Genomic DNA, 24,193 nt, shown 5'->3' on the forward strand with positions numbered 1-24,193 from the left:
CGCCCGCCCCTTCGCACACGTCAGCTGTACGGGTCACCCGACTTCAACTCGCCCTCCTGGGACGGGTTCTGACCCTTCTCGGGGAGCAGCCCCTCGGCCTGCCGGACGGCGTCGGCCAGCTCGCGGACCACCGCCGAACCCGACCGGTCGGCGATCGCCCCGGCGCGCTCGGCGAGCGCGCGGAGCCCCGGGTCGCCCGGCAGGTCGCCGCCGCGCAGGGCGTCCGCGAAGTAGGCGGCGATCGCGGTCAGCTGCAGACTGTCGTGGCCGTCGCCCCAGATGTCGCCGGCCAGGGACAGGGAGCCCGTCGCCACCGAGCCCGAGCGCTCGCTCGGGGCGCGGGTGGCCGGGTCGAGCCAGCGGACCGTGGCGGTGGCGACCGGACCGGCCGCCCCGGGACGGGTCTTGACCGCGTAGAGCGCGGTGACGGTGTGACCGGCCCCGATCTCGCCGCCGTCCACCCGGTCGTTCCGGAAGTCCTCGTCGGCGACCGCCCGGTTCTCGTACCCGATCAGCCGGAACTTCTCCACGGTCCGCCGGTCGAAGGCGACCTGCGCCCTGGCGTCGCGGGCGCGCAGCTCGACATTGGCGGGCAGCTGGTCGACGAAGACCTTCCGGGCCTGCGCCGCGTTCGAGACGTACGTGGTCTGCCCGTCGCCCTTGTCGGCGAGCCGCTCCATGAAGTCGTCGCCGTACTCGCTGCCGACGCCGACGCCGAAGAGGGTGATGCCGTACTCCCTGCGCTCCTCGTCGATGCGCGCGAGGATCGACTCGGCCTCGGTGTCGCCGGTGTTGGCGAGCGCGTCGGAGAGCAGCACCACCCGGTTGGTGGCGCCCTTGCGATGGCCGGCGACGGCCGTGTCGTAGCCGGTGCGGACGCCCGCCTCCACATTGGTGGACGAGCTCGTCTCGAGGGCGCCGACGGCCTCGCGGATCCGGTCGCGGGCGCCCCCGACGCGGGTCATGGGCAGCCGGGTCTCGGCCTCGTCGCTGAAGGTGACGAGCGCGACCGAGTCGTCGTCGCGGAGCTCGCCGGCGAGCAGCCCGAGGGACTCCTTGACCAGGTCGAGCCGGCCCGGCTCCTTCATCGAGCCGGAGACGTCGACGACGAAGGTGAGGGCGGCGGGCGGACGTTCGGCGTTCCGGTCCGCGCCCCGGGTGGCGAGCCCGACCCGGAGCAGGGACCAGCCGTCGGCGCCGGTGCGGGCCCCGTCGAGGGTCACGCTGAAGCCGTTGTCCTTCGGGCGCGGGTAGTCGGGTCGGAAGCTGTTCACGAACTCCTCGGGGCGCACGGTCCCCGGGTCGGGCAGCCTCCCCTCGGCGAGGGCGCGGCGGGCGTAGCCGTACGAGGCGGTGTCCACGTCGAGCGCGAAGGTGGACAGGTAGTCGGGGGCGGGCGACGGGGAGCGCTGCTCGCCCTCCTGGGGCGCGGCGGTCGCGGTGCGCCCGCCGTCGGGTGCCGCGCTGCCGCCCTTGAGGTCCCGGGCGCTGGTTCTGTCGGTGTTGCTTCCGCCCGCGCCGCAGCCGCCGACGGCAAGGCCGGCCGCGAGCAGGGCCGCGACCACGGCCGGGAACCGGGCCCCGCGGAGCCGGGCCGGCGGGCTGTCCTGTCGTTCCATCTCATCTCCCCCTCTTTGTCGGGCACTTGTGAATGTGACGAACGAGAGGCCCGCGGGGAGCAGTCGAAGGAGTTGCGGATGGATCTCGATGCGGCAACGGCGACACGAGTGAAGCGGGGTGGCATGCATTCGCCATCCTTCTCAACAGGGGTTGTCACCGTGTGCAGTCGCATGCGTACATGGAGTGGACATCGATCGGGCGGGGTGGTCAGCGGTGGCAGAGAGCGCGGGCTCCGTGATAGTCGCCCGTTCGGCGATGAACCGGGCCGCGACCGAGGGACAGCGGCCCGCCGGGCGGCCGGTCCGGGGTGCGCGGCGGATCAGTGCCGCACTCGCCGGGCTGGCCGCCTCCACCCGGCACGAGCTGCTGACCTTCGACGACCCGGTCGCGTCCGCGGGCTGCGCGATCCCCGAGCCGTTCCTGGAGCTGGCGGGAGCGTGCATGCGGGCCGCGGCGGAGCGGGCCGAGGAGGTCAGACGGATCGTCCCGCGGCACGCCCTGCCCCGGCTCGAAGGGGGGCTCCGGATCCCCGGCCGGGCCCGCCTCGCGGACGCCATCCCGTTCAAGATGATCATCGTCGACCGGATGGTCGCCGCGGTCCCGCTCGACCTGGAGCTGCTGTACAACGGCCTGTTGCTGATCCGCGACCCCGTCGTGGTGCAGGCCCTCGTCCGGGCCCATCACGCCTGCTGGGCGGCGGCCGAGGAGCTGACGTACGCGGCACCGGCCCCACCGCCGCCGCGCGATCTGCCGCCCCAGCTGCGCCCGGTGCTCGACGCCCTCCTGTCGGGGGTCACGGACGAGACGGCGGCCGCCCGGCTCGGCATGTCCGCGCGGACGTACAGCCGCAGGGTGGGCGAGCTGATGGCGGCCCTCGGCACGACGAGCCGCTTCCGCGCGGGCGCGGAAGCGGCTCGGAGGGGGTGGTTGTAGGGCCTGTTACGAGACGATGTCCTTGCGGGCGAAGCCGCGGAAGGCGAGCGCGAAGAGGATCAGGGCGTACGTCAGGGAGATCGCCGTGCCCTTCACCATGCCGCCCCACTCCAGCTGGGGCTGGAGCGCGTCGATCCAGGCGAACTGCCAGTGCGCCGGCAGGAAGTCGCGCCAGTCGCCGAGCGCCGTGACCGCGTCCAGGACGTTGCCGACGATGGTCAGGCCGACGGCGCCGCCCACCGCGCCGAGCGGGGCGTCGGTGCGGGTGGACAGCCAGAAGGCGAGTCCGGCGGTGACCAGTTGGGAGGCGAAGACGAAGGCGACGGCGATCCCGATCCTGAGCAGGGCGTCCCCGGCGGGCACCGAGCCGCCGGTGGGCAGCTGGAGCGGCCCCCAGCCGTAGGCGACCGTGCCCGCCGCCAGGGCCACGAGCGGGAGGAGGACCATCGCGGCGGCGCTGTAGCCGAGCGCCACCGCCAGCTTGGAGGCGAGGAGCCGGGAGCGCGGGACCGGCGCGGCGAGCAGGTAGCGCAGCGAGGACCAGCTCGCCTCGGAGGCGACCGTGTCCCCGCAGAACAGCGCCACCGGGATGACGAGGAGGAAGCCGGCCGAGACGAAGAGGCAGGTCGCCGCGAAGTTGGCGCCGGAGGCCGTCGCCGTGTCCATCAGGGTGATGCGGCCGTTGCGGCCGCCGTCACCGGAACCGCCGATCGCGAAGGCCGCGATCAGGACGAAGGGCAGGGCGACGAGGATGCCGCCCATGACCAGGGTGCGGCGGCGCTTCCACTGGCGGAGGGCCTCGACGCGCAGGGGCAGGGTGCGTCCGGGCCGGTAGCCGGGGGCGCTCGTGGGCGTGGTGGCCGTGGTGGTCACGCGGCTCCTCCGATCAGGGTCAGGAACGCGTCTTCCAGACGCCGGTGGGGGCCGACGCCGGTCAAGGGCACGTCCAGGCGGACGAGTTCGCCGATGAGGGCGGTCGGGTCGATGCCGTCGAGGCGGACCAGGAGCCCTCCGTCGGCGCGGGTCGCCGCGCCGATGCCGGACAGGGCGTCGATCTTCGCGACGAGGGCGTCGTCGATGTCCCCGGCCAGGCTCACCAGCAGGGTGTCGCCGGAGCCGGTGATCTCGGCGACCGGTCCGGCCTGCACGAGCTGCCCCCGGTCCATGACGACCAGATGGGTGCAGGACTGTTCGACCTCGGCGAGGAGGTGGCTGGAGACGATGACGGTCCGGCCCCCGGCCGCGTACCGGATCATCACCTCGCGCATCTCGCGGATCTGCGGCGGGTCGAGCCCGTTGGTGGGTTCGTCGAGGATGAGGAGGTCGGGCAGGCCGAGCATGGCCTGGGCCAGGGCGAGGCGCTGCCGCATGCCCTGGGAGTAGGTGCGGACGGCGCGTTCGAGGGCGCCGCCCAGGTTCGCGATCCGCAGGGCCTCGTCGACGTGCGCGTCCTCGGCGGGACGGCCGGTGGCCTTCCAGTACAGGTCCAGGTTCTCCCGGCCCGACAGGTGGGGCAGGAAGCCGGCGCCCTCGACGAAGGCGCCGACGCGGGAGAGCACCGGGGCGCCGGGCCGGATGGCCTGGCCGAAGACCCGGATCTCGCCCTCGTCGGGGGTGATGAGGCCCATCAGCATGCGCAGGGTGGTGGTCTTGCCGGCGCCGTTGGGCCCGAGGAGGCCGAGGACCTGGCCCTGTTCGACGCGGAAGGAGAGGTCCCGGACGCTGTACCTGTCGCCGCCCCTGTACTTCTTCGACAGGCCGGTGATCTGGAGGGGTACGGAGGCGAGTTCCGGGTCCGGCGCGGGGGCGGTCACCTTGCGGCGGGCGGTGAGCAGCAGGGCGGCGGCGCCGGCGAGGCCGAGGAGCGGCAGGCCCCACACCCACCAGGGCAGGGCGGCGGCCTGGGTGGCGAGTCCGGGCGCGGTCGGGACGGTGAGCGGGCCCTCGACGGCGACGGTGTAGCCGGCGGGGACCACCGGGGAGGCGTAGCCGAGGTCGGTGGCGGCGACGACGAGCCGCAGCCGGTGCCCGGCCTCCACCTCGTGGTCGATCGCGGGCAGGGTCAGCGTGACGCTCTTCCCGGCCTTGGCGCCGTCGACGCGGACGGGGGTGACGAGCTGGGCGGGCAGCACCTGCTGCCGTCCGTCGGGCCCCACGTCGTACACCTTGGCGAAGAGGACGGCGGAGCCGTCGGCGGCGGTGGAGGTGACCTTGACGCGGACGGTGGGCGTGCCGGTGATCCGCAGGGCCTCGGGCTGCGGCTTCGCGTCGAAGCGGGCGTGCTGGCCGGGGAAGTCGAGGGAGAGGCCGACGCCGAGGGAGGAGAGTCCGGAGAGTCCGCCGCCGAGGCCGGGGACGGCCGAGACGGCGGGCGGTGCGGCGCCCGGGGGGTTGGTGAAGGTCTGCGGCGCCCCGCCGAGGGCGATGCGCGTGGTGCCGGAGGTGAGCCCCGGGTAGCGGCCGGCGGTCGCGGCGCGCAGGGTGGCCTGCCCGTCGGTGGAGTCGACGCCGCCGGTGCGGCTGACGCGGAAGGCGGGACCGGTGTCGACGGAGGTGTCGCGCTTCAGCCAGCGGTCGAACCAGGTGGTGATGCGGCGTTCGACGCGCTCGGTCTCGCGGTCGCCGCCGTCGTGGCCGCCGGCGATCCAGTCGACGGCGACGGGGGCGCCGTTGGCCGTGAGGGTGCGGGCCATCGCGTCGGACTGGGCGAGGGTGAAGAGCGAGTCGGACTGGCCCTGGACGAGGAGCGCGGGCACCTTGACGCGGGCGCCGACGGCGGAGGGGCTGCGGGCTTCGAGGAGCTCGCGGGCGGCGGCGTCGGGCTTCCCGGCGACGGCGACGCGCTGGTAGAGGGAGCAGAGTTCGGCGGTGAACCGGCCGCAGGAGTCACCCGTGGCCGGGGAGGCGCCCGTGGCCGGGGAGCCGCCCGTTGCCGGCGAGCCGGCCGAGAAGAAGATCCCGGCCCAGAGCTTCTTGAAGACCCCGTTCGGGAAGAGGGCGTCGGCGAGGTTCCAGTAGGTGATCTGGGGGGCGATCGCGTCGACGCGCGGGTCGTGGCCGGCGGCGAGCAGGGAGATCGCGCCGCCGTACGAGGCGCCGGTGACGCCGACGCGCGGGTCGCCGGGCTTGTCGAGGAGGACCTCGGGGCGGGCGGCGAGCCAGTCGATCAGCTTCCGCACGTCCTTGACCTCGTGGCCGGGGTCGTTGAGGCCGATCTCGCCGGTGGAGGCGCCGAAGCCGCGGGCGGACCAGGTGAGCACCGCGTAGCCGTCGCGGGCGAGGCCCTCGGCCTGGGCGCGGACGTCGTCCTTGGAGCCGCCGAAGCCGTGGCCGAGGAGGACGGCGGGCCGCCGGCCGTCGCCCGCCCCCGTGAAGTACGAGGTGTCGAGCCGTACCCCGTCGACGTCGAGCATCCGGTCCGCGCGGTGCACGGGCGGTGGATCGTCCTGGGCGACGGCGGTCCACGTGCCGGCACCCGCGAGGACGGCGAGCGTGGCGGTGACCGCGGCCCACCGGGGAAGTCGGAGTCGCATGGGTCGAGCCTAGGGGCCCGAGGCTGTGCGGCACGGCTGCCCGGAGGCGGAACTGCCGCACCTCCTGGAGTCGTACGCGGTACGGTCCGCGTACAGCGGGCGCGGTACACGGACGGCCGGCGCGCGGACGCGGGGAGACGGACCCAGGGAGACGGTGTGGAGATCCGGCGGGCGACGACGGTGGCCGAACTGCTGGCGGCGGAGCACCTGTACGACGGTCCGGCCCGGGAGGACTGGGCGGCCCGCTTCCTGGCGGCGGCGGGCCACCTCATGCTGATCGCGTACGCGGAGGACGGTTTCCCGGCCGGGTTCGTCTCCGGGATCGAGATGCTGCACCCCGACAAGGGCGCGGAGATGTGCCTGTACGAGTTGTCGGTGGACGAGTCCCGGCGGCGGCGCGGTATCGGGCGGGCGCTGACGGAGGCGCTGGTGGCGGAGGCGCGGGCGCGGGGCTGCCGGGGCGCGTGGGTGCCGGTGGACACGGACAACGAGGCGGCGCTCGCCACGTACCGGTCGGCGGGCGCGGCCGACGAAGGGGGCTTCGCGATGCTCGGCTGGACGTTCGGCGGGGTCGACTGACGCGGGGAAGGCCCCCGGGGTGTGCTGTCCAGCACCCCGGGGGCCGTTCTCGGGGCCGGGCCCGTCAGTGGTTGCGCGGGAAGCCCAGGTCCACGCCCGTGGGGGCGTCGGCCGGGTCGGGCCAGCGGGTGGTGACGACCTTGCCGCGGGTGTAGAAGTGCACGCCGTCGTTGCCGTAGATGTGGTGGTCGCCGAAGAGCGAGTCCTTCCAGCCACCGAAGGAGTGGTAGCCGACCGGCACCGGGATCGGCACGTTGACGCCGACCATGCCGGCCTCGACCTCCAGCTGGAAGCGGCGGGCGGCGCCGCCGTCGCGGGTGAAGATCGCGGTGCCGTTGCCGAACGGCGAGGCGTTGATGAGGGCGAGGCCCTCCTCGTACGTGTCGGCGCGCAGCACGCAGAGCACCGGGCCGAAGATCTCGTCCTGGTAGGCCTTGGCCGAGGTCGGCACGTGGTCCAGGAGGGACAGGCCGATCCAGTGGCCGTCCTCGTGGCCGTCGACGGTGTAGCCGGTGCCGTCGAGGACGACCTCGCAGCCCTCGGCGGCCGCGCCGTGGACGTAGGAGGCGACCTTGTCGCGGTGGACGGCCGTGATGAGCGGGCCCATCTCGGAGGTGGGGTCGTTGCCGGGGCCGATCTTGATCTTCTCGGCGCGCTCGCGGATCTTCTGGACGAGCTCGTCGCCGATGGAGCCGACGGCCACGACCGCGGAGATCGCCATGCAGCGCTCGCCGGCGGAGCCGTACGCCGCGGAGACGGCCGCGTCGGCCGCCGCGTCGAGGTCGGCGTCCGGGAGGACCAGCATGTGGTTCTTCGCGCCGCCGAGCGCCTGGACGCGCTTGCCGTTGGCGGAGGCGGTGGTGTGGATGTGGCGGGCGATCGGGGTCGAGCCGACGAAGGAGATCGCGGAGACGTCCGGGTGCTCCAGGAGGCGGTCGACGGCCACCTTGTCGCCGTGCAGGACGTTGAAGACGCCGTCCGGGAGGCCCGCCTCGGCGAGCAGCTCGGCGATCTTCAGGGAGGGCGACGGGTCCTTCTCGCTCGGCTTGAGGATGAAGGTGTTGCCGGTCGCGATGGCGATCGGGAACATCCACATCGGCACCATGGCCGGGAAGTTGAAGGGCGTGATGCCGGCGACGACGCCGACGGGCTGGCGGATCGACGCCACGTCCACGCGGTTCGACACCTGGGTGGACAGCTCGCCCTTGAGCTGGGTGGTGATGCCGCAGGCCAGGTCGACGATCTCCAGGCCGCGGGCGACCTCGCCGAGCGCGTCGGAGTGGACCTTGCCGTGCTCGGCGACGATCAGCTCGGCGATCGCGTCGCGGTTGGCGTCGAGCAGCGCGCGGAACTTGAAGAGGATCGTGGTGCGCTGGGCGAGCGAGGAGGTGCCCCAGGTGGCGAAGGCGTCCTTCGCGGCGGCGACCGCCGCGTCGACCTCCTCCACCGAGGCGAGGGCGACCTGGGTGGTCACGGCGCCGGTGGCCGGGTCGGTGACCGGGCCCCAGTTGCCCGACGTGCCCTCGACGGTCTTGCCACCGATCCAGTGGTGGACGCTCTTCGTCATGACGAGTTACTCCTTCAGAGATGGCGGCGTCGGGCGGTGACGTGCCGGTCGTACTCCTCGCGGGCCTTGACCGCCGACGGGCGGGTCGACGTCTCGGCCACGGGCACATCCCACCACGCCTGGGCCGGGGGCGGGCCCGACACAGTGTCGGGCGTTTCGGTCTCGACGTAGACACATGTGGGAACCGTCGCCGTCCGGGCGTCCGCGAGGGCTTCCCGCAGGTCACGGACGGTACGGGGGCGCAGGACGCGCATCCCGAGGGAGCCTGCGTTGGCGCCGAGGTCGACGGGGAGCGGGGGGCCGGTGAAGCTTCCGTCGGCCGCCCGGTGGCGGTAGTCGGTGCCGTACCGCTCGGCGCCGACGGCCTCGGAGAGACCGCCGATGGAGGCGTACCCGTGGTTCTGGAGGATCACCAGCTTCAGGGGGAGTCGTTCCTGTACGGCGGTGACGATCTCGGTGGGATTCATCAGATACGTACCGTCGCCGACGAGCGCCCAGACGGGCCGGCCGGGCGAGGCGAGGAGGACGCCGATGGCGGCGGGGATCTCGTAGCCCATGCAGGAGTAGCCGTACTCGACGTGGTACTGGTCCGGGGAGCGGGTGCGCCAGAGCTTGTGGAGGTCGCCGGGGAGGGAGCCGGCGGCGTTGATCAGGATGTCGCTGCCGTCGACCAGAGTGTCGAGTACGCCGAGGACCTGGGTCTGGGTGGGGCGGGCGTCCTCGTCGGGGACGGCGTAGGCGGCGTCGGTCTTCTCCTGCCAGTCCCGCTTGGAGAAGATCCACTGGCTCATGTCCTGCCGGTGGTCGCCGAGCGCCTCGCTGAGGGCGGTGAGGCCCTCCCGGGCGTCGGCGACGAGGGGCAGCGCGCCGAGTTTGTGGGCGTCGAAGCCGGTGATGTTGAGGTTGAGGAAGCGGGTGCCCTCGGGGAAGAGGGTGCCGGACGCGGTGGTGAAGTCGGTGTAGCGGGTGCCGACGCCGATGACGAGGTCGCTGGTGCGGGCGAGGGCGTTGCCGGTGCCGGTGCCGGTGTGGCCGATGCCGCCGACGTCGCAGCGGTGGTCGTACGGCAGGACGCCCTTGCCGGCCTGGGTGGCGGCGACGGGCAGGTCCACGCGCTCGGCGAGGGTGCGCAGGGCGTCCTCGGCGCCGCTGTACCTGACCCCGCCGCCGGCGATGATCATCGGGCGCAGGGCGGTCCTGATCGCCCGGACGGCGGCGTCGAGTTCGGCGGCGTCGGGGCGGGGGCGGCGGACGTGCCAGGTCCGCTCGGCGAAGAACTCCTCCGGCCAGTCGTACGCCTCGGCCTGGACGTCCTGGGGCAGGGCGAGGGTCACGGCGCCGGTCTCGGCGGGGTCGGCGAGGACCCGTACGGCGGCGAGGGCGGCCGGGATCAGGGCCTCGGGCCGGGTGACCCGGTCGAAGTACCGCGACACGGGGCGGAGGCAGTCGTTGACGGACACGTCGCCCGCGTGGGGCAGTTGGAGCTGCTGGAGGACGGGGTCGGCGGGGCGGGTCGCGAAGGTGTCGCCGGGCAGGAGCAGGACGGGGAGGTGGTTGATCGTGGCGAGGGCGGCGCCGGTGACGAGGTTGGTGGCGCCGGGGCCGATGGAGGTGGTGACGGCGTGCGCGGAGAGCCGGTTCTTCTGGCGGGCGTAGCCGACGGCGGCGTGCACCATGGCCTGCTCGTTGCGGCCCTGGTGGAAGGGCATGTGCTTCTCTTCGAGCAGCGCCTGGCCGATCCCGGCGACGTTCCCGTGGCCGAAGATGCCCCAGGTGGCGGTGATCAGCCGCTGCCGGGCGCCGTCGCGCTCGGTGTACTGGGCGGCGAGGAAGCGGACGAGGGCCTGGGCGACGGTGAGCCTCATGCGTATCCCTCCGTGTGGTCCGGGTGGAAGCAGATCTTCCACTCTCTTTCGGCTCCGGGGCCCGCCATGACGTTGAGGTAGTAGAGGTCGTGACCCGGCTGGGCGATCGAGGGCCCGTGCCAGCCGTCGGGGACGAGGACCGCGTCGCCGTCCCGGACCTCGGCGAGGAGGTCGGCGCCGCCGGGCCGGGAGGGCGAGATCCGCTGGTAGGCGAGACCGTGCGGGCCGGCGATCTCGTAGTAGTAGATCTCCTCCAGGACGGACTCGGCGCCCGGGCGGTGCTCGTCGTGCTTGTGCGGCGGGTAGGAGGACCAGTTCCCGCCGGGGGTGACGACCTCGACGGCGATCAGCCGGTCGCAGGCGAAGGCGTCGGCCGAGGCGAAGTTCCGCACCCGCCGGGCGCGGTTGCCGCTGCCCCGGGTCTCGACGGGAACCTCCGGCGCGGGGCCGTAGCGGGCGGGGAGTCGTCGCTCGCACTTCGCTCCTGCCAAAGCGAAGCGGCCTCCCGCGCCGGAGGCGATCTGGGCGTGGGTGTCGCGCGGTACGTAGGCGAAGTCGGTCACTCCGTCGAACACGCTCGCGCGGCCCTGGAGTTCGAGGATCTCGCCGTCGACGCGCACGCTACAGGCACCGGAGAGGGGAAGCACGACCCATTCGGAATCCCCGCTCTCGAAGGAGTGGATCCCGCCCGGTCCGAGGGTGAGGACGCGGAGGGCGGAGTACGTCCATCCGGCCCGTCCGGGGTCGATGTCGACGGCGTACGGGCCGCGGGCGGCGGTCCCGGCGGGGAGGTGGAGGCTCGATTCCATGGCGGATACCTACCCCCGTTCCGGCAGGGTGCCGCTGCCGGCCGCGAGGGCTTCGGCGATCTCCGTGCCGTCCGGCATGGCGGAGGAACAGGCGAGGCGGCCCGCGACGATCGCGCCGGCGGCGTTGGCGTGGCGCAGGACCGTGCCGAGGTCCTGTCCTGCGAGCAGGCCGTGGACGAGGGCCCCGCCGAACGCGTCGCCCGCGCCGAGCCCGTTGACGACCTCGACCGGAAGCGGCTCCACCTCGGCGCGGGTCCCGTCGGCGGCGAGCGCCAGGACGCCCGCGGGGCCCTGTTTGACGACGGCGAGCCGGACCGCGCCGGTCGCGAGCAGGGCGCGGGCGGCGGCCTCCGGCTCCCGCTCCCCGGTGGCGACCTCGCACTCGTCGAGGTTGCCGACGGCGACGGTCGCGTGGCGCAGCGCCTCGGCGTAGTAGGGGCGGGCCGCCGCCGGGTCCGTCCAGAACATGGGCCGCCAGTCCAGGTCGAGGACCGTCGTCTCCTGCCCGGACCTGGCCCGCAGCGCCTCCAGGGTCGCGGTGCGGCTGGGTTCGGCGCACAGGCCGGTGCCGGTCGCCCAGAAGACCCGGGCGGCGCGGATCGCGTCGAGGTCCAGCTCGTCCGGCCGGATCTCCAGGTCGGGGGCCTGGGGGCGGCGGTAGAAGTAGAGCGGGAAGTCGTCGGGCGGGAACAGCGCGCAGAAGGTGACGGGGGTGGGGTGTGCGGCGACCTCGGTGACCCAGCGGTCGTCCACGTCGAAGCCCTTGAGCTCGCGGCGCAGATAGCAGCCGAAGGGGTCGGCGCCGGTACGGGAGATCAGCGCGGTGCGGCGGCCGAGGCGGGCGGCGGCGACGGCGACGTTGGCCGAAGAGCCGCCGAGGAACTTGCGGAAGGTCTCGACGCGATCGAGCCCGACGCCGGTCTCGAGCGGGTACAGGTCCACGCCGAGGCGCCCCATGGTGATCAGGTCGTACGGCTCCGTCTCCACGCGCCACCTCTCGGCTCGGCGGCCTCCGGCTCGGCCCGATGGCCCCCGGTCCCCGCCCGCACCCAGGTCTAGCCGCCCCCCGGAGGCGTGTCAACGATATGTCCGGACATTCGGACCACCGGCCCGCTTGACGCTGCTCTCGGGCCCCGGCCAAGGTGTCCGTCATGACGAAGCCGTCGCCGCAGCCGTCGCCAGCGTCCCGCCTCCGTATCGGATCGGCCCCCGACTCCTGGGGGGTGTGGTTCCCCGACGATCCCCGGCAGGTGCCGTGGCAGCGCTTCCTCGACGAGGTGTCGGGCGCCGGCTACGAGTGGATCGAGCTCGGCCCGTACGGCTATCTGCCCACCGATCCGGCCGTCCTCACGGAGGAGACCGCCCGGCGCGGCCTGCGGGTCTCGGCGGGCACGGTCTTCACCGGGCTCCACCACGGCCCGGACGTCTGGGACCGGACCTGGGCGCACGTCGCCGAGAACGCCGCCCTCGCGCAGGCCGTGGGCGCGGGCCATCTGGTCGTCATCCCGTCGTTCTGGCGGGACGACCGGACGGGCGAGGTCCTGGAGGAGCCCACGCTCACCGCCGGGCAGTGGCGGGATCTGACCCGGCTCACGGAGCGTCTGGGCCGGGAGGTGCGCGAGCGGTACGGGCTGCGGATCGTCGTCCATCCGCATGCGGACACCCACATCGACGGCGAGGAGAGCGTGACGCGATTCCTCGACGCGACCGACCCGGAGGCGGTCGCGCTCTGTCTGGACACCGGGCACTACGCGTACGCCGGCGGGGACAGCGTCAAGCTGATCGAGACGTACGGGGAGCGGATCGGCTACCTCCACCTCAAGCAGGTCGACCCGGAGGTCCTGGCCGTGGTGGTGGCCGAGGGGGTGCCGTTCGGGCCGGCGGTGGCGCGGGGCGTCATGTGCGAGCCGCCGTCGGGGGTGCCCGCGCTCGAACCGGTGCTCGCGGCGGCGTCGGCGCTCGACGTGGATCTGTTCGCGATCGTCGAGCAGGACATGTACCCGTGCGAGCCGGACGTCCCGTACCCGATCGCCCTGCGGACCCGGCGCTTTCTCCGCTCGTGCGGCGTGTGACGGCGGGTCATGGGGGGGGGTGTGACGGCGGCTCGTGCGGCGTGTGACGGCGGCGGCGCGCGGCGTGTGACAGCGGCGGCGCGCGGCGTGTGACGGCGGGTCATGGGGCGTGTGACAGCGGGTCGTACGGCATCCGACGGCGGGTCGTGCGGCGTGGCACCGGCGCGCGGCCCGGCGCATACCGCTCTGACCAGGGGTGACGCACGCGGACACACCGAGAGGCGCGTGTTCCGCTTCCGTCACGTGAGTCCCTCCGACGTCACGCTTGTCTCCGTTACGCGGGTTTTGCGTCACAGGCGCTCGACAGCCCCTCTCCTCCGGTCGGGAGGACCGTTGCACGGGGCACAGGCTGATTGATCGCTTGATCGCAACCGCCCGCCCGCAGCGCCCCCGAACGGCACCCCCGCCGCCGCTGCGCGGCGCGCAGGGAGGTACCAGGCATGACGGACAGAAGTCTCTGGTCGTACAAGGACATCGCCGCACACATCCGGGTGCAGCCCGACACGGTCCGCTCCTACCGGAAGCACGGGCTTCTTCCGACGCCCGACCACGTGCAGTCGGGCAAGCCCTACTGGTACGCGGACACGATCCGCGCCTGGGTCGCCGGTCGCCCCGGCAACCGGGCCCGGCGCGACTGACGCGCGCGCCCCGACGGGCGGGACCGGCGCACCTCTCCCGGTCCCGCCCGTCGTCGTGCCGGGCTCAGGCGAGCAGGTCGTAGATGTCCCAGCCCCAGCCGCCGGGCCGCGGGTAGTACGGCTCGCTCTTCCCGTCGAAGCGCACCACGCCGTAGACCACGAGCTTCCCGTCCTTGGCCCGGGCCGCGAGGGACGGGTTGCCGCTGTGGTCGTCGGGGCCGATCCGGCCCGTCCCGGCCAGGGCGGTGTAGGCGTTCCAGCCGCCGCCGACGGCGCGGCGGGGCTTGAAGGGCACGGCCGGATCCCAGTCGTCGGCCTTCTCGTAGCGCCACTGGCGGCCGTCCGGCGTGTGCGCGACCAGGCCGTCCCCGAAGGCGACGATGCTCGTGTACGCGTTCCACCCGCCGCCGACCCGCACCCGGTGCCCGAACGGCTGCGTGGCCAGGCCGGTCCCCGGGTAGCGCCAGAGGACGCCGTCCCGGTCGCGGGCGAACAGGTCGCCGCCGGGCAGTCCGACGAGGCTCGTGTACGCGTTCCAGCCGCCGCCGACCCGCCGGCGCGGCTCGAAGGGCGCGCTCTCCCGTCCGCTCCCCCGGTAGTACCAGAGCACGCCGTCCCGGTCGCGGGCCACGAGGTCGCCGCCGCCGGCCGCGGTGGTGCGGTCGAGCTTGGTGAGGGCCGTGTACGCGTTCCACCCGCCGCCGACCCGCTTGCGCGGCTTCAGCGGGGTGTCGCGGCGCCCGGTGGCGTCGTACTGCCAGAGGACGCCGTCCCGGTCGCGGGCGTGCAGCGAGGTCCGGAGCCAGGCCTCGGGAGTGCCGCTGTCGAAGAAGAAGGACAGCCCGCCGCTCGCGACGACCGCGCCGGTCCCGTCGCGCAGGTCGACGGTGGTGGAGAGCCCGCCGAGCCAGTACAGGTCGGAGGCGGCGTCGACGGTGATGTCGTACGTGACAGTGGTGGCGCCCGCGGGCACCTCGGCCGCCGGCAGGTCGAACACCAGCCAGACGCCGTCGGCCGTCTCGGGGTCGGGCGAGTCCCAGGCGCAGGGCGCGAAGGCCCCGCCGTCGACCGCGCAGGTCGAGGTGATCCGGCGGCCCGGCCGGGCCGCCGGGTCTCCGGAGGAGGCCTGGAAGCTGAGGCGCTGTCCCGGGATCCGCCCGGTGACGCCGGGCGGCAGGGTGACGGTGAGGCGGGTGGTGACGGGCCCCTCCTCGCCGGCCGGCACCCTCAGCGTGCCGCCCTCCTGCACGATCGCGCCGGGCTCGGGCACCGCGGCGGCCGTGGCTGCCGTGGCGGCCCCGCCGGCCAGGGCGGAGCAGGTGAGGGCGAGTGCGAGGCCCGTCGTGACGAGGGCTCTGTTCCGTTGTCTCATGGCGTTGTCCCCAGGCATCCGTCAGGCGTCCGTCAGGCTTCGATCAGAGGAGGGTGTCGTAGATGTTCCAGCCCCAGCCGGCCGCCGTCCGGGTCGGGCCCTGGTACATCCACAGGTCGCCGTCGCGGTCACGGGCCAGGAGGTCCGGGGACGAGTGGAAGCCCAGGTCGCCGGTGCCCGCCAGGGCCGTGTAGACGTTCCAGCCGCCGCCGACGCGACGGCGCGGCTCCAGCGGGACGGCCGGGTCGGGGGAGTAGCTCTTCCGGTACTCCCAGAGCACTCCGCTCGTGTCCCTGGCCAGGACGGTGTCGCCGCGGGCGGTGAGGGCGGTGTACGCGTTCCACCCGCCGCCGACGCGGGCACGCGGGGCGAAGGGTGCGGAGAGGGGGGCGCCGGCGGCGCGCGGGTAGTGCCACAGGACGCCGTCCCGGTCGCGGGCGAGGAGTCCGCCGGAGGTGCCGGTGAGGGAGGTGTACGCGTTCCAGCCGCCGCCGATCCGCACGCGGGGCCAGAAGGGGGCGGAGAGGTCGCCGGAGCCCCGGTAGTACCAGAGGACGCCGTCCCGGTCGCGGGCCACGAGGTCGCCCCTGCCGTCGGCGGTCGGCGGGCCGAGCCGGGTGAGCGCGGTGTAGTCGCCCCAGCCGCCGCCGACGCGCTGCCGGGGCTTGAACGGCGTCGCGGGCTTGCCCGTGCCCTCGTACTGCCAGAGCACGCCGCCGCGGTCGCGGGCGTGCAGGACCGTGCGGTACTCGGCCTCGGGGGTGCCGGGGACGAACACGAACCCGGCCTCGCCCGTGGCGATCCGGCGCCCCGCCGTGCCGGTGACGTCGAAGGAGCCGAAGACGAGCTGGTCGCGGGCCGCGTACGAGCCGGCGTCGACGCGGACGGCGTAGGTGAGGAAGGGGGCGGCCTCGGTCTCCGGCATGACGAAGCCCTCGCGCCCGTACGGGCATGCGACGAACGCACCGCCGTTCACGGAGCAGGACCACCGGGTGTAGTACAGCTCGTAGGGGATCGTGCCGTCGGTCGGCCGGTCGATGTTCGAGAGGAACAGCCGGGCCTTCACGGTGCCGGTGGTTCCGGCGGGCAGCGCGGCCCCGAAGTACGTGGTGACGGGCCCTTCCTCGCCCGACGGGACGGAGAGCGTGCCGCCCCGCTGGACCACGGTCCCCGGGGCCGGCGTGGACGCGGTCACCGGTGGTGTCGTGGTGGCGGTCACCGGTGGTGTCGTGGAGGCGGGCGCCGGTGGTGTCGTGGAGGCGGGCGCCGGTGGTGTCGTGGAGGCGGGCGCCGGTGGTGTCGTGGAGGCGGGCGCCGGTGGTGTCGTGGAGGCGGGCGCCGTGAGGGGCGCGGCAAACGCCGTCGCCCCTCCGGCGGCCGGGGGGATCAGAGCGGCGAGCAGGGCGCTCGCCGCGACCAGAAACGTTCGGGTGGTGTGTCTCATGGATCCCCCCGGGATTCGAGTCAGATCTCGATGCCGCGGATGCTCCGGCCGGGTGATGCCACGAACTCCCCCACGCCTTCAACTCATCGGCGTGAGGAAGCGGCTTCCCGCCGCTCCTCGGACACCTCTATGACATCCGGAGTGCCCGCAGGGTTGTACGTGTCGTTCTCGCTGATTCCGAAGCGGTCGTGGAAGCGGCGCAGCGGTCCCGGGGCCCACCAGGTGAGGCGGCCGGTCAGCTTCATCACGGAGGGGACGAGGAGGCTGCGGACCACCATCGCGTCCATGAGGACGGCGAGGGCGACGCCGAGGCCGAGCATCTTGGTGTTGGTGACGCGGGAGGTGCCGATGGCGACCATGACGACGGCCAGGATCACGGCGGCGGCGGTGATCAGGCCGCCGGTGTGGCGAAGGCCGAAGCGGACGGAGTGCTCGTGGTCGCCGGTGATGTCGTACTCCTCCTTGATGCGGGAGAGCAGGAACACCCCGTAGTCCATGGAGAGTCCGAAGGCCACGCAGAACATGAGCACGGGCAGGGTGGTCTCGATGTCGCCGGTGGAGGTGAAGCCGAGGAGTCCGGCGAGGTGTCCGTCCTGGAAGACCCAGACGACGGCGCCGAACATCGCCGTGAGGCTGAGGGCGTTGAGGAGGACGGCCTGGACCGGGACGACGACGCTGCCGGTGAGCAGGAAGACGAGGAGCAGGGTGACGAGGACGATGATCCCCGCCGCCCAGGGCAGTCGCTCGCCTATGGCGTCCTTGGAGTCGACGAGGACGGCGGCCGGTCCGGTGACGGAGGTCGCGAACGGCGCCTCGGCCGCACGCAGTTCCCCGACGACCCGCTGGGCGCCGGCGCCGACGGTCTCGCCCTCGGGCACCACGGTGAAGTAGGCGGAGCCGCCGCCGGTGGTGACGGGCCCCTCGGCCCGGCCGACGCCGTCGAGTGCGGCGATCCGCTCACGGTAGTCCGCGTACTGCGCGGGGGTGGCCTTCCCCTCGGCGAGGACGGTGATCCCGCCGCCCGGGTTGCCGGGGAAACCGTCCCGCAGCTGGTCCTGGACGACCCGGGAGGAGGCGGTGACGGGCAGCTGGCGGTCGTCGGCGGTACCGAACTTCACGCCCAGGAAGGGAAGTCCGAGGAGGACGAGCCCGGCGGTGGTGACGACGGCGAAGACGGGCGCCCGGCGCATCACCAGGGCGGCGGCCCGCCCCCAGCCCGCCCCGGCGCCTGCGTTGCGGGGTGCCCGGCCGCGCCGGAGGAGGCGCCGCAGGTCGAGGGCGTTGACCCGGTCTCCGAGCAGCACGAGGGCGGCCGGGAGCAGGGTGAGCGCGGCGGTCGCAGCGAGCAGGACGACGGCGATCCCGGCGTACGCGAAGGAGCGCAGGAAGTACTGCGGGAAGACCAGCATCGCGGCGAGCGAGACGGCGACGGTCAGGGCGGAGAAGAGCACGGTCCGTCCGGCCGTGCGCAGCGTGGTGCGGACGGCGGTGTACGTGTCGGCGCCGGCCGCGAGCTCCTCGCGGTAGCGGCGGACCACGAACAGGGCGTAGTCGATGGCGAGTCCGAGCCCGAGGGCGGTCGTCAGGTTCTGCGCGAAGACGGAGACGTCGGTGAACTCGGTGATGCCGCGCAGGACGGCGTTGGTGCCGAGGATGGCGACGATGCCGATGCCGAGCGGCAGCAGGGCGGCGACGGCGCTGCCGAAGACCATGACGAGCAGGACGAGGGTGAGGGGCAGGGCGATGAGCTCGGCCCGCGTCAGGTCCTCCTGGATGACCGTCTGCATCTCGTGCCGGACGGCGAGTCCGCCGCCGAGGGAGACCTCGACGGGGCCGTGGGTGCCCCGGTACTCGGGGGCGATCCGGTCCAGGACGGCGGCGGCGTCCTTCTCCTCGCCGGGTATCCGGGCGGCGATCACGGCCTGGCGGCCGTCCGCGGAGCGGAGGGCGGGCGAGCCGGTGGACCAGTAGGAGCCGACGCCCTCGACGCCCGGCTCGGCGTCGAGGCGCTCGGCGAGCCGGCGGGCCTCGGCGGCGACGGCGGGGGTGTCGACGAGGGCGGTCCCGGCCTGCGCGGCCTCCCCCGTCTTCCCCGCGTCGACCAGCAGGAGCACGTTCGGCTGGGAGCCGGGGAACTGCCGCTCGAGGGCCTCGGTGGCGTACGTGGACTCGGCGGCCGGGTCCTCCCAGCCGCCGCTGCCCATCCGGTCGGCGACTCCGCCGCCCGCGAGGACGGCGAGGGCGGTGAGCACCAGGGCCACGAGGAGGGTGAGGCGCGGCCGGGCGGTCACGAGCCGCGTCCATCCGCCGCCGCGCCCGCCCCCGGGCGCTGATTTCTTGACTTCGGACATGACGCGGTGTCCCCTTCACCTGACCCGTGCGCACACGCTTCCCGGCAGGTCGCATGGGTCGCCCATTGCCATAGACTGGCAAACACGAGTGATCACTCGCGTTTTCCAAGAATGCGAGCGACCTCTCGTGTTTGTCAATCGCGTTGAGGAGAGCTGGGGACACCCATGTCCGAGGAACCGACGCCGCGCCGCCGTCAGGCGCGCGGTGAGCGCCGCATCGCGCAGCTGCTCCAGGCCGCCGCGAACGTCTTCTGCGCGTACGGGTACACGGCGACCAGCACCAACGCGATCGCCCGGGAGGCGAGCGTCTCGCCCGGCACGCTCTACCAGTACTTCCCGAACAAGGAGGCCATCGCCATAGAGCTCGGCGAGCGCCTCCTGAACGAGATGCGGGAGGCCCACGGCCAGGCGTTCACCCCGGCGAACCTCGGCCTGCCGCTGCCCGAGATGCTGGACGTCGTCGTCGACCCGATGATCGCGTTCAACTGCGAGAACCCCGTCTTCCTCGCTCTGATGCACGGTTCCGAGGTGCCCGGCCGGATCGCCGAGGAGCACGACGCCCTGCACGCCAACCTGCTGAACCGGGTGCAGGAGGTCATCGCCCACTACGCCCCCGAGCTGCCCCCCGAGGACCGCGCCCGCATCGCCGACATGACCTTCGCGATCTTCAAGGGCGGCCTGGGCCTCGTCCTGGCCGCTCCCGAGGGCGCCGAGCGGGACGCGACGATCGCCGAGCTGAAGACCGTCCTCCTGCGCTACCTCTCCCCGCTGGTCGAGGAGCAGGTCACCACGACTCCGACCCGCTGACCGACTCCGAGGGCAGCTCCTCCTCCCCCGACCCCGACCCCGCCGTCCCGGCGGTCTTCGCCCTCTGGGCGTACGAGCGGCACGGCCGGGACCTCGGAGTGCCGGTGATCCTCGGCTGCTTCGTCACCGGCGGCGTCCTCGGCGTGCTCGGCGCCTCGGTCATGGAGAACTACCTGCTCCATCCGTCCCTGTGGATGTTCCTGGGCGTGGGCCTGATCGAGGAGGCGGTCAAGCCGGCCGCCGTCGTGTTCGTCGTACGCCGCCACCCGCAGCTGCGCGGCTACCGCGCCGGACTCGTCCTCGGCGGCTCGGTCGGCTTCGGCTTCGCCGGACCCGTCATCGGCACGTACCTCGGGGTCGCGGTGGAATTCATACCCCCTAGGGGTACAGTCTCGGTACTGTAAGACCCTGAACCCCCAGGAGGAGAGCGCCATGTCCGCAGAGACGAAGACCGAGCTGACCACCGTCTACCAGGTCAAGGGCATGACCTGCGGCCACTGCGAGGGCGCGGTCTCCAACGAGATCTCCGCGATCCCCGGCGTCTCCTCCGTCACCGCCGTCGCCGCCACCGGCGAGGTCACCGTCGTCTCCGACGCCGCCCTCGACCGCGAGGCCGTCGCCGCCGCCGTCGACGAGGCCGGCTACGAGCTGGTCTGACCGCTCGCCGCACGGGCCTCGCAGGGCCGTACCGTTGTCTGGTACGGCCCTGCTCCCCGTTTGGAACCGCACATGCCCAGCACCACCCTCACCGAGCTGACGATCGGCGGGATGACCTGCGCCTCCTGCGCCGCCCGCATCGAGAAGAAGCTCAACCGGATGGACGGCGTCACCGCCACCGTCAACTACGCCACGGAGAAGGCGCACGTCGAGCACGCCCCGGACGTCGGCGTCGACGACCTGATCGCCACCGTCGTGAAGACCGGCTACACCGCCGAGGAACCCCTGCCGCCGGCGGCGGACCAGGAGGAGCCGGCGGACCCCGAGCTCGCCTCCCTCCGGCAGCGGCTCACCGTCTCCGCGCTCCTCTCGGCGCCCGTCGTCCTGCTCGCCATGGTCCCGACGCTCCAGTTCGACAACTGGCAGTGGCTCTCGCTCACCCTCGCCTCCCCCGTCGTCGTCTGGGGCGGGCTGCCCTTCCACCGGGCCGCCTGGACCAACCTCCGGCACGGCGCCGCCACCATGGACACCCTCGTCTCGGTCGGCACCCTCGCCGCCTACGTCTGGTCCCTCTGGGCCCTCTTCCTCGGCGACGCCGGCATGCCCGGCATGCGGCACGGCTTCGACCTCACCGCCGACCGCTCCCACGCCTCCTCCGCGATCTACCTGGAGGTCGCCGCCGGGGTCGTCACCTTCATCCTCCTCGGCCGCTACCTGGAGGCCCGCGCCAAGCGGAAGGCGGGCGCGGCCCTGCGGGCCCTCATGGAGCTGGGCGCCAAGGACGTGGCCGTCCTGCGCGGGGGCACGGAGGTACGGATCCCGGTCGGCGACCTGCGGACCGGCGACCTCTTCGTCGTACGCCCCGGGGAGAAGATCGCCACCGACGGCACCGTCACCGGGGGCGCGTCCGCCGTCGACGCCTCCCTGCTCACCGGCGAGTCGCTGCCCCTGGACGTCACCCCCGGCTCCGCCGTCACCGGCGGCTGCGTGAACGTCTCGGGCCGCCTCGTCGTCGAGGCCACCCGGGTCGGCGCCGACACCCAGCTCGCCCGGATCGCGCGGCTCGTCGAGGAAGCCCAGAGCGGCAAGGCCGAGGTGCAGCGCCTCGCCGACCGGATCTCCGCCGTCTTCGTCCCGGTGGTACTCCTCATCGCCCTCGGCACCCTCGTCACCTGGCTCCTCGCGACGGACGACGTCACCGCGTCCTTCACCGCCGCCGTCGCCGTACTGATCATCGCCTGCCCCTGCGCCCTGGGCCTGGCCACCCCGACCGCCCTCATGGTCGGCACCGGGCGCGGCGCCCAGCTCGGCATCCTCATCAAGGGCCCCGAGGTCCTGGAGTCCACCCGCCGCGTCGACACCGTCCTCCTCGACAAGACCGGGACGGTCACCACCGGCCGCATGCGGCTGGCCGGCGTCCACGTGTACGGCGGGAGGTACGGCACCGACTCCGCCGACGAGACCGAGCTGCTGCGGCTCGCGGGCGCCCTGGAGCACTCCTCCGAGCACCCGGTCGCCCGCGCGATCGCGGCCGCCGCCGCCGAGCGCTGCGGGGAGCTCCCCACACCGAAGACCTTCGAGAACGTGCCCGGGCTCGGGGTGCGCGGCTCCGTCGACGGCCGGCTCGTCCTCGTCGGGCGCGCCGCCCTGCTCGCGGCCGAGGGCGTCGAGGCGCCCGCGACGACGGAGCCCGGCGCCGTCCACGTCGCCTGGGACGGGGTGGCCCGGGGCACCCTGACCGTCGCCGACACCGTCAAGGACACCAGCGCCGAGGCCGTCGCCCGGCTGCGCGCCCTGGGACTGCGCCCGGTGCTGCTCACCGGCGACCACCGGGCCGCGGCGGAGGCCGTGGCGGCCGAGGTGGGCATCGACGAGGTCATCGCGGAGGTGCTGCCCGAGGAGAAGGCCGAGGTGGTCCGGCGGCTCCGGGACGAGGGCCGGACGGTCGCGATGGTGGGCGACGGGGTGAACGACGCCGCCGCGCTCGCCACGGCCGACCTCGGGCTCGCGATGGGGACGGGCACCGACGCGGCCATCGAGGCGAGCGACCTGACCCTGGTCCGGGGCGACCTCCGGGTCGCGGCGGACGCCATCCGGCTCGCCCGGCGGACCCTGGCGACGATCCGGGGGAACCTGGGCTGGGCCTTCGGCTACAACCTCGCCGCGCTGCCCCTCGCGGCGGCCGGACTCCTCAACCCGATGATCGCGGGCCTGGCCATGGCCTTTTCGTCCGTCTTCGTCGTATCCAACAGCCTGCGACTGCGTCGGTTCACGTGAATTCACCCACGTGTGACGCACAGGACCTTCACAAAGAGATCTAGATCACAGATATTGGGGGGTAACCATCTGGGCTGTTCGCGAGTCTAAGTGGGCGATGCCAAGAACGTCTTGGGGGACGTTCATGGGATGTCTTGGGGGACGTCCCAGGCAAGCGCGGCCGGGGCACGTGCTCGGGGAGCTTTGAGCGGCCCTCCCGTACGTACCCCGGCAGACCGCGCGCCAGACGCCCGGCCCGGATCCCGTGGGGGGAATCCGCACCGGGATATGGAAAGCGCCCCGCTCGCCGACCCGTGGGGGGATCGGTGGCGGGGCGCTTTCTGCTGCGTACGACCGCGGGGGCGGCTGAGGTCAGCGGGCCTCGACCGGGACGAAGTCGCGGAGGACCTCACCCGTGTAGATCTGGCGCGGGCGGCCGATGCGGGAACCCGGCTCCTTGATCATCTCGTGCCACTGGGCGATCCAGCCGGGGAGGCGGCCGAGCGCGAAGAGCACGGTGAACATCTCGGTCGGGAAGCCCATCGCGCGGTAGATGAGGCCCGTGTAGAAGTCCACGTTCGGGTAGAGGTTGCGCGAGACGAAGTACTCGTCGGAGAGCGCGTGCTCCTCCAGCTTGAGCGCGATGTCGAGCAGCTCGTCGGACTTGCCGAGGGCCGAGAGGACATCGTGCGCCGCCGCCTTGATGATCTTGGCGCGCGGGTCGAAGGACTTGTACACCCGGTGGCCGAAGCCCATCAGGCGGACACCGTCCTCCTTGTTCTTCACCTTGCGGATGAAGGAGTCGACGTCGCCGCCGTTGGCCTTGATGCCTTCCAGCATCTCCAGGACCGACTGGTTGGCGCCACCGTGCAGGGGGCCCCACAGGGCCGAGATGCCGGCGGAGATCGAGGCGAACATGTTCGCCTGCGAGGAGCCGACCAGACGCACGGTGGAGGTCGAACAGTTCTGCTCGTGGTCCGCGTGCAGGATCAGCAGCTTCTCGAGCGCGGAGACGACGACCGGGTCCGGGACGTACTCCTGCGCCGGGACCGAGAAGGTCATGCGCAGGAAGTTCTCGACGTACCCGAGGTCGTTGCTCGGGTAGACGAAGGGGTGCCCGATCGACTTCTTGTACGCGTACGCCGCGATCGTCGGCAGCTTCGCCAGCAGCCGGATCGTGGAGAGGTGACGCTGCTCCTCGTCGAACGGGTTGTGGCTGTCCTGGTAGAAGGTGGACAGCGCGGAGACCACCGACGACAGCATCGCCATCGGGTGGGCGTCCCGCGGGAAACCGCGGAAGAAGTTCTTGACGTCCTCGTGGACCAGCGTGTGCTGCGTGATCTCGTTCTTGAAGGCCGACAGCTCGTCGACCTTGGGCAGCTCACCGTTGATCAGCAGGTACGCCACCTCAAGGAAGGTGGAGCGCTCGGCCAGCTGCTCGATGGGGTAGCCGCGGTACCGCAGAATGCCCTGCTCACCGTCGAGGTAGGTGATGGCGGATTTATAGGCGGCGGTGTTGCCGTATCCGCTGTCCAGGGTGACCAGTCCGGTCTGGGCTCGGAGTTTGCCGATGTCGAAGCCCTTGTCACCGACGGTGCTCTCGACCACCGGGTAGGTGTATTCACCGTCCGCGTACCGCAGTACTACAGAGTTGTCGCTCACGTCATCCCTCACCGACGTAGTGCCTCTT

The 24,193-nt window shown here is 73.1% G+C and carries 18 protein-coding genes and 1 pseudogene; 8 read left to right on the plus strand and 11 right to left on the minus strand.

Translation table 11 applies throughout. The features are described from left to right. Positions 1-20: 20 nt before the first annotated feature. Positions 21-1,619, minus strand: coding sequence for a YfbK domain-containing protein (locus tag ACN9M0_RS12255; protein WP_426403589.1), 1,599 nt, complete (start codon positions 1,617-1,619; stop codon positions 21-23). A 235-nt stretch (positions 1,620-1,854) separates the two neighbouring features. Between ACN9M0_RS12255 and ACN9M0_RS12260 the strand changes: the two genes are divergently transcribed. Next, on the plus strand, positions 1,855-2,553 hold the full coding sequence (locus ACN9M0_RS12260; protein ID WP_399699064.1) for a DNA-binding response regulator: 699 nt from the start codon (positions 1,855-1,857) through the stop codon (positions 2,551-2,553). A 6-nt stretch (positions 2,554-2,559) separates the two neighbouring features. Here ACN9M0_RS12260 and ACN9M0_RS12265 read toward each other — a convergent pair whose 3' ends face one another. Both ACN9M0_RS12265 and ACN9M0_RS12270 read right to left on the minus strand, forming a co-directional pair. Continuing rightward, positions 2,560-3,426: an ABC transporter permease gene (locus ACN9M0_RS12265; protein WP_399699066.1), complete on the minus strand. Its 867-nt coding sequence runs from the start codon at positions 3,424-3,426 to the stop codon at positions 2,560-2,562. Beyond that, positions 3,423-6,086 carry a CocE/NonD family hydrolase gene (locus ACN9M0_RS12270; RefSeq protein WP_399699068.1) on the minus strand — a complete coding sequence of 888 codons (2,664 nt, stop codon included), beginning with the start codon at positions 6,084-6,086 and terminating at the stop codon, positions 3,423-3,425. Before ACN9M0_RS12270 ends, ACN9M0_RS12265 begins: the two co-directional genes overlap by 4 nt. A 156-nt stretch (positions 6,087-6,242) precedes the next feature. Between ACN9M0_RS12270 and ACN9M0_RS12275 the strand changes: the two genes are divergently transcribed. After that, on the plus strand, positions 6,243-6,665 hold the full coding sequence (locus ACN9M0_RS12275; RefSeq protein WP_426403590.1) for a GNAT family N-acetyltransferase: 423 nt from the start codon (positions 6,243-6,245) through the stop codon (positions 6,663-6,665). A gap of 64 nt (positions 6,666-6,729) precedes the next feature. Here ACN9M0_RS12275 and mmsA read toward each other — a convergent pair whose 3' ends face one another. The 4 genes from mmsA to iolC are packed head-to-tail and all read right to left on the minus strand — an operon-like array spanning position 6,730 to position 11,863. After that, the gene (gene mmsA, locus ACN9M0_RS12280; protein WP_366035680.1) at positions 6,730-8,232 is read right to left on the minus strand and encodes a CoA-acylating methylmalonate-semialdehyde dehydrogenase; all 1,503 of its coding nucleotides are present in this window, start codon (positions 8,230-8,232) and stop codon (positions 6,730-6,732) included. A gap of 14 nt (positions 8,233-8,246) precedes the next feature. Continuing rightward, the gene (gene iolD / locus ACN9M0_RS12285) at positions 8,247-10,097 is read right to left on the minus strand and encodes a 3D-(3,5/4)-trihydroxycyclohexane-1,2-dione acylhydrolase (decyclizing) (RefSeq protein ID WP_426403591.1); all 1,851 of its coding nucleotides are present in this window, start codon (positions 10,095-10,097) and stop codon (positions 8,247-8,249) included. Beyond that, a complete protein-coding gene (gene iolB, locus ACN9M0_RS12290; protein ID WP_426403592.1) occupies positions 10,094-10,906 on the minus strand; it encodes a 5-deoxy-glucuronate isomerase in 813 nt (270 codons plus the stop codon). The genes iolD and iolB overlap by 4 nt, the downstream gene beginning before the upstream one ends. Before the next feature lie 9 nt (positions 10,907-10,915). Next, on the minus strand, positions 10,916-11,863 hold the full coding sequence (gene iolC / locus ACN9M0_RS12295; RefSeq protein ID WP_426405297.1) for a 5-dehydro-2-deoxygluconokinase: 948 nt from the start codon (positions 11,861-11,863) through the stop codon (positions 10,916-10,918). A gap of 194 nt (positions 11,864-12,057) precedes the next feature. Between iolC and ACN9M0_RS12300 the strand changes: the two genes are divergently transcribed. Next, positions 12,058-12,978, plus strand: coding sequence for a sugar phosphate isomerase/epimerase family protein (locus ACN9M0_RS12300; protein ID WP_366035677.1), 921 nt, complete (start codon positions 12,058-12,060; stop codon positions 12,976-12,978). A 440-nt stretch (positions 12,979-13,418) separates the two neighbouring features. Further along, on the plus strand, positions 13,419-13,616 hold the full coding sequence (locus ACN9M0_RS12305) for a helix-turn-helix transcriptional regulator (RefSeq protein WP_366035676.1): 198 nt from the start codon (positions 13,419-13,421) through the stop codon (positions 13,614-13,616). Positions 13,617-13,680: 64 nt separating this feature from the next. On the opposite strand, the gene ACN9M0_RS12310 is transcribed toward ACN9M0_RS12305, so the two are convergent. The 3 genes from ACN9M0_RS12310 to ACN9M0_RS12320 all read right to left on the minus strand — a co-directional run bounded on the left by ACN9M0_RS12310 (position 13,681) and on the right by ACN9M0_RS12320 (position 18,783). After that, positions 13,681-14,988, minus strand: coding sequence for a tachylectin-related carbohydrate-binding protein (locus ACN9M0_RS12310; RefSeq protein WP_426403593.1), 1,308 nt, complete (start codon positions 14,986-14,988; stop codon positions 13,681-13,683). A 43-nt stretch (positions 14,989-15,031) separates the two neighbouring features. Beyond that, entirely contained in the window at positions 15,032-16,432 is a 1,401-nt protein-coding gene (locus ACN9M0_RS12315; protein WP_426403594.1) for a tachylectin-related carbohydrate-binding protein, read from the minus strand. Between the two features lie 83 nt (positions 16,433-16,515). Further along, the gene (locus ACN9M0_RS12320; RefSeq protein WP_399699080.1) at positions 16,516-18,783 is read right to left on the minus strand and encodes an MMPL family transporter; all 2,268 of its coding nucleotides are present in this window, start codon (positions 18,781-18,783) and stop codon (positions 16,516-16,518) included. A 165-nt stretch (positions 18,784-18,948) separates the two neighbouring features. Between ACN9M0_RS12320 and ACN9M0_RS12325 the strand changes: the two genes are divergently transcribed. The 4 genes and pseudogenes from ACN9M0_RS12325 to ACN9M0_RS12340 all read left to right on the plus strand — a co-directional run bounded on the left by ACN9M0_RS12325 (position 18,949) and on the right by ACN9M0_RS12340 (position 22,524). Further along, positions 18,949-19,590 (plus strand): TetR/AcrR family transcriptional regulator, encoded by a 642-nt coding sequence (locus ACN9M0_RS12325; RefSeq protein ID WP_366035672.1) that lies wholly within the window; start codon positions 18,949-18,951, stop codon positions 19,588-19,590. Between the two features lie 44 nt (positions 19,591-19,634). Next, a pseudogene (locus ACN9M0_RS12330) lies at positions 19,635-19,919 on the plus strand (PrsW family glutamic-type intramembrane protease); the annotation flags it as partial. A gap of 103 nt (positions 19,920-20,022) precedes the next feature. Next, positions 20,023-20,247, plus strand: coding sequence for a heavy-metal-associated domain-containing protein (locus ACN9M0_RS12335; protein WP_399699083.1), 225 nt, complete (start codon positions 20,023-20,025; stop codon positions 20,245-20,247). Positions 20,248-20,319: 72 nt separating this feature from the next. Next, complete coding sequence (locus tag ACN9M0_RS12340) at positions 20,320-22,524, plus strand: heavy metal translocating P-type ATPase (RefSeq protein ID WP_399699085.1); 2,205 nt, start codon at positions 20,320-20,322, stop codon at positions 22,522-22,524. Between the two features lie 351 nt (positions 22,525-22,875). Here the strand turns inward: ACN9M0_RS12340 and ACN9M0_RS12345 are convergent, their stop codons facing one another. After that, a complete protein-coding gene (locus ACN9M0_RS12345) occupies positions 22,876-24,165 on the minus strand; it encodes a citrate synthase (protein ID WP_366035669.1) in 1,290 nt (429 codons plus the stop codon). Positions 24,166-24,193: the final 28 nt, after the last annotated feature.

The organism is Streptomyces sp. R-07, assembly GCF_049913175.1.
In the GTDB taxonomy this organism is placed as follows: Bacteria; Actinomycetota; Actinomycetes; order Streptomycetales; family Streptomycetaceae; genus Streptomyces.

What these genes read in the sequence shown, in the direction of transcription:
- iolC (WP_426405297.1), bottom strand. Translation starts at nt 11,863, where the DNA reads ATGGGGCGCCTCGGCGTGGACCTGTACCCGCTCGAGACCGGCGTCGGG.
- iolB (WP_426403592.1), bottom strand. Translation starts at nt 10,906, where the DNA reads ATGGAATCGAGCCTCCACCTCCCCGCCGGGACCGCCGCCCGCGGCCCG.
- mmsA (WP_366035680.1), bottom strand. Translation starts at nt 8,232, where the DNA reads ATGACGAAGAGCGTCCACCACTGGATCGGTGGCAAGACCGTCGAGGGC.
- ACN9M0_RS12255 (WP_426403589.1), bottom strand. Translation starts at nt 1,619, where the DNA reads ATGGAACGACAGGACAGCCCGCCGGCCCGGCTCCGCGGGGCCCGGTTC.
- ACN9M0_RS12340 (WP_399699085.1), top strand. Translation starts at nt 20,320, where the DNA reads ATGCCCAGCACCACCCTCACCGAGCTGACGATCGGCGGGATGACCTGC.
- ACN9M0_RS12320 (WP_399699080.1), bottom strand. Translation starts at nt 18,783, where the DNA reads ATGTCCGAAGTCAAGAAATCAGCGCCCGGGGGCGGGCGCGGCGGCGGA.
- ACN9M0_RS12315 (WP_426403594.1), bottom strand. Translation starts at nt 16,432, where the DNA reads ATGAGACACACCACCCGAACGTTTCTGGTCGCGGCGAGCGCCCTGCTC.
- ACN9M0_RS12270 (WP_399699068.1), bottom strand. Translation starts at nt 6,086, where the DNA reads ATGCGACTCCGACTTCCCCGGTGGGCCGCGGTCACCGCCACGCTCGCC.
- ACN9M0_RS12335 (WP_399699083.1), top strand. Translation starts at nt 20,023, where the DNA reads ATGTCCGCAGAGACGAAGACCGAGCTGACCACCGTCTACCAGGTCAAG.
- ACN9M0_RS12310 (WP_426403593.1), bottom strand. Translation starts at nt 14,988, where the DNA reads ATGAGACAACGGAACAGAGCCCTCGTCACGACGGGCCTCGCACTCGCC.
- ACN9M0_RS12300 (WP_366035677.1), top strand. Translation starts at nt 12,058, where the DNA reads ATGACGAAGCCGTCGCCGCAGCCGTCGCCAGCGTCCCGCCTCCGTATC.
- iolD (WP_426403591.1), bottom strand. Translation starts at nt 10,097, where the DNA reads ATGAGGCTCACCGTCGCCCAGGCCCTCGTCCGCTTCCTCGCCGCCCAG.
- ACN9M0_RS12325 (WP_366035672.1), top strand. Translation starts at nt 18,949, where the DNA reads ATGTCCGAGGAACCGACGCCGCGCCGCCGTCAGGCGCGCGGTGAGCGC.
- ACN9M0_RS12305 (WP_366035676.1), top strand. Translation starts at nt 13,419, where the DNA reads ATGACGGACAGAAGTCTCTGGTCGTACAAGGACATCGCCGCACACATC.